The following is a 3,181-nucleotide window of genomic DNA, read 5'->3' on the forward strand; positions in this document are numbered from 1 at the left end:
GTGCACCGGGCTCGGCGCGCTGCGGCGCAGGCCCGAGGCGCGGTGGCGGCGGCGCCCCGACGACCTGGAGGGCTTCGCGCCGCTGCAGCGCGGGCTGCTGCGCGAGGCGCTGAGCGCGGTACGGGTCGGCGGTGTCGTCGGATACGCGACCTGCTCACCGCACCTCGCCGAGACCCGGATCGTGGTCGAGGACGTCCTGAAGGGCCGCGGCGGACAGCCGGTGGAGGCCGAGTGGATCGACGTCAGGCCGCTGATGCCGGGCGTCGCCGCGGTGGGCGAAGGCCCCGACGTACAGCTGTGGCCGCATCTGCACGGCACCGACGCGATGTACCTCGCGCTGCTGCGGCGCACTGCCTGAACCAGGCCGGTGTATGCGAGGTTTGCACGGTGTGTGCGGATCCCCGGGCCCCCGCGCCCCCTGCCGTGGCGGGCAACTGGGCCGGGGCATGGCAGGCTTGGGGCATGGCCGTGCAGATCAACCCCAGCATCCTGTCCGCCGACTTCTCCCGACTCGCGGAGGAGGCGAAGGCCGTCGAAGGTGCCGACTGGCTCCACGTCGACGTGATGGACAACCACTTCGTACCCAATCTGACCCTCGGGGTCCCCGTGGTGGAAGCGCTCAGCCGGGCCACGGAGACCCCGCTGGACTGCCATCTCATGATTGCGGACGCGGACCGCTGGGCTCCGCAGTACGTCGAGGCGGGCGCGGGCTCCGTGACCTTCCACGCGGAGGCCGCCGCCGCCCCCGTACGGCTCGCGCGTGAGATCAGGGCCAAGGGCGCACGCGCCTCCATGGCGCTGAAGCCCGCGACGCCCATCGAGCCCTACGAGGACCTGCTCCCCGAGCTCGACATGCTGCTGATCATGACCGTGGAGCCGGGCTTCGGTGGCCAGTCCTTCCTGGACATCATGCTGCCGAAGATCCGCCGCACCCGTGAGCTGATCTCCAAGCACGGACTCGAACTCTGGCTCCAGGTCGACGGCGGCGTCTCCGCCTCGACGATCGAGCGGTGCGCCGAGGCCGGCGCCGATGTCTTCGTCGCGGGCTCCGCGGTGTACGGCGCCGACGACCCGGCGGCCGCGGTCCGTATGCTCCGCCACCAGGCGCAGGAGACCACGGCGGCGGCGGGATGGGCTTGCGGCCACTGAGCGGCCGGGGAATGAACGCAGCCTTACGGGGCTGATCAAGTTGTGCCGGGTCTGACAGGATGGCGGGTCCGGGAGTGAACAGCAGTAGTGAGGAGATCGCGGTGTCTGCAATGTCGGCGGGCAGATCAGCCCTGCGGATGGGACCCGCGGAGCTGGTGCAAGCGGCGGCCATGGCCCGTCGCTTCTACCTGGAGGGAAAGTCCAAGATCCAGATCGCCGAGGAGTTCGGCGTCAGCAGGTTCAAGGTCGCCCGCGTCCTGGAGACGGCCCTGGAGCGCGATCTCGTACGGATCGAGATCCGGGTACCGGCCGAGCTGGACGCCGAGCGCTCCGACGCGCTGCGCGCCCGTTACGGGCTGCGCCACGCGGTCGTCGTCGAGTCCCCGGCGGACGCGGCGGACGACGCCCCCGACCCGGAGAACCTGGGCGAGGTCGCCGCCGACCTGCTCGGCGAGCTGGTGACCGAGGGCGATGTGCTGGGCCTCGCCTGGGGGCGCTCCACCATCCACATGGCGGCGGCGCTCAATGTGCTCCCGCCGTGCACGGTGGTCCAGCTGACCGGTGTGTACGACGCGGGGACCGCCGAGCGCGGCTCCGTCGAGGCGGTACGGCGTGCCGCCCAGGTGTCCGGCGGAGAGGCGCACCCGATCTACGCGCCGATGCTGCTGCCCGACCCGGCCACGGCTGCCGCGCTGCGCAACCAGACCGGCATCGCGCGCGCCTTCGAGTACTTCGACAAGGTGACCGTCGCCGCGGTGTCCATCGGCTCCTGGGAGCCGGGCATCTCGACGGTCCACGACATGCTCAGCGACGCCGAGCGGGCGCACTACGCCTCACTGGGCGTCGCAGCCGAGATGTCCGCGCACCTCTTCGACGCCGAGGGGCGGCGGGTCGGCCGCGACCTGGGCGAGCGTTGCATCACCGTCGAGGCCGACCGGCTGCGCCGGATCCCGGAGGTCGTGGCCATCGCGGGCGGCCAGCGCAAGGCGGCCGCGATCGGCGCCGTCCTGAAGTCGGGCCTGGTCACCAGCCTGGTCACCGACACGGCGGCCGCCGACTTCCTGCTGACGGAGACCGGTCCAGGACCGCGCCCCGCACTGGACCGCGCGGACCCCGACGGCGTCTGAACCGGCACGGCGGCCACGGCCCGCGGGCCCGCCGCACCCGCGGTCAGTCCAGGCCGCGGGCCTGCTTGAAGCGGGCCAGCCCTTCGGAGAGTTCGAGCAGGGGCCCGGGGTAGTCGTACGCGGCACGCTCGGGTCCCCGGAGCTTCCACGGCTCATGGACGGCCGCCCCGGCGAGACCGGCCAGCTCCGGCACCCAGCGGCGCACGTAGTCCCCCTGCGGGTCGTACCGCTTGCCCTGGGTCACCGGGTTGAACACCCGGTTCGGCCTGCTGTCCGTGCCGGTGCCCGCCACCCACTGCCAGTTGAGCTGGTTGTTGGCGATATCGCCGTCCACCAGCAGCTCCAGGAAGTGCCGGGCGCCGACCCGCCAGTCCACGTACAGCGTCTTGGCGAGGAAACTCGCGGTGAGCAGGCGCCCCCGGTTGTGCATCCAGCCCTCGTGCCGCAGCTGCCGCATCGCGGCGTCGACCACCGGATACCCGGTGCGCCCCTCCTTCCAGGCGGTGATGTCCCCTGCGGCGGACCGTTCGGAACGCCAACGGTCGTGCTGTGAGCGGTAGTCGGCGGAAGCGGCCGCCGGGCGCGCGGTCAGCACCTGGTGGTGGAAGTCCCGCCAGCACAGCTGCCGTACGAACGCCTCGGCGCCCGCGCCGCCGCTGCGGGTGGCGCCGCGCACCAGCTCGACGGGGGAGAGGGTGCCGAAGTGCAGATGCGGCGAGAGCCGTGACGTCAGGTCGCCCGGCAGGTCGTCGTGGCGGTCCTCGTATCCGGCGAGCCCGTTCCGCCGCCAGGCCGACCAGCGGGCCCGTCCCTCGCGCTCGCCGCCCGTGGCGAGCCCTTCCGAGACCCCGGCGACGGCGGAGCGGGACGGCAGCCGCTCCGAGCGGGCGGCCTCCGGCACCCGT

The 3,181-nt window shown here is 72.9% G+C and carries 3 protein-coding genes and 1 pseudogene; 3 read left to right on the forward strand and 1 reads right to left on the reverse strand.

The annotated features are described in order from the left end of the window. The 3 genes and pseudogenes from G3I19_RS35655 to G3I19_RS35665 all read left to right on the forward strand — a co-directional run. Positions 1 to 358 (forward strand): annotated as a pseudogene (locus G3I19_RS35655) (rRNA cytosine-C5-methyltransferase); the annotation flags it as partial. A gap of 104 nt (positions 359 to 462) precedes the next feature. Further along, the gene (gene rpe, locus G3I19_RS35660) at positions 463 to 1,149 is read left to right on the forward strand and encodes a ribulose-phosphate 3-epimerase (protein WP_164267828.1); all 687 of its coding nucleotides are present in this window, start codon (positions 463 to 465) and stop codon (positions 1,147 to 1,149) included. A 110-nt stretch (positions 1,150 to 1,259) separates the two neighbouring features. Then, on the forward strand, positions 1,260 to 2,276 hold the full coding sequence (locus G3I19_RS35665; protein WP_164267829.1) for a sugar-binding domain-containing protein: 1,017 nt from the start codon (positions 1,260 to 1,262) through the stop codon (positions 2,274 to 2,276). A gap of 43 nt (positions 2,277 to 2,319) precedes the next feature. Here G3I19_RS35665 and G3I19_RS35670 read toward each other — a convergent pair. Further along, positions 2,320 to 3,181 (reverse strand): FAD-binding domain-containing protein (locus G3I19_RS35670; RefSeq protein ID WP_203601097.1); only part of this gene is annotated, 862 nt, incomplete at its 5' end.

The sequence above is a fragment of the Streptomyces sp. SID10853 genome (assembly GCF_010548145.1).
GTDB lineage: Bacteria > Actinomycetota > Actinomycetes > Streptomycetales > Streptomycetaceae > Streptomyces.

Excerpts from the sequence above, each read along its gene's own strand:
- rpe (WP_164267828.1), top strand. The coding sequence starts at position 463 with ATGGCCGTGCAGATCAACCCCAGCATCCTGTCCGCCGACTTCTCCCGA.
- G3I19_RS35665 (WP_164267829.1), top strand. The coding sequence starts at position 1,260 with ATGTCGGCGGGCAGATCAGCCCTGCGGATGGGACCCGCGGAGCTGGTG.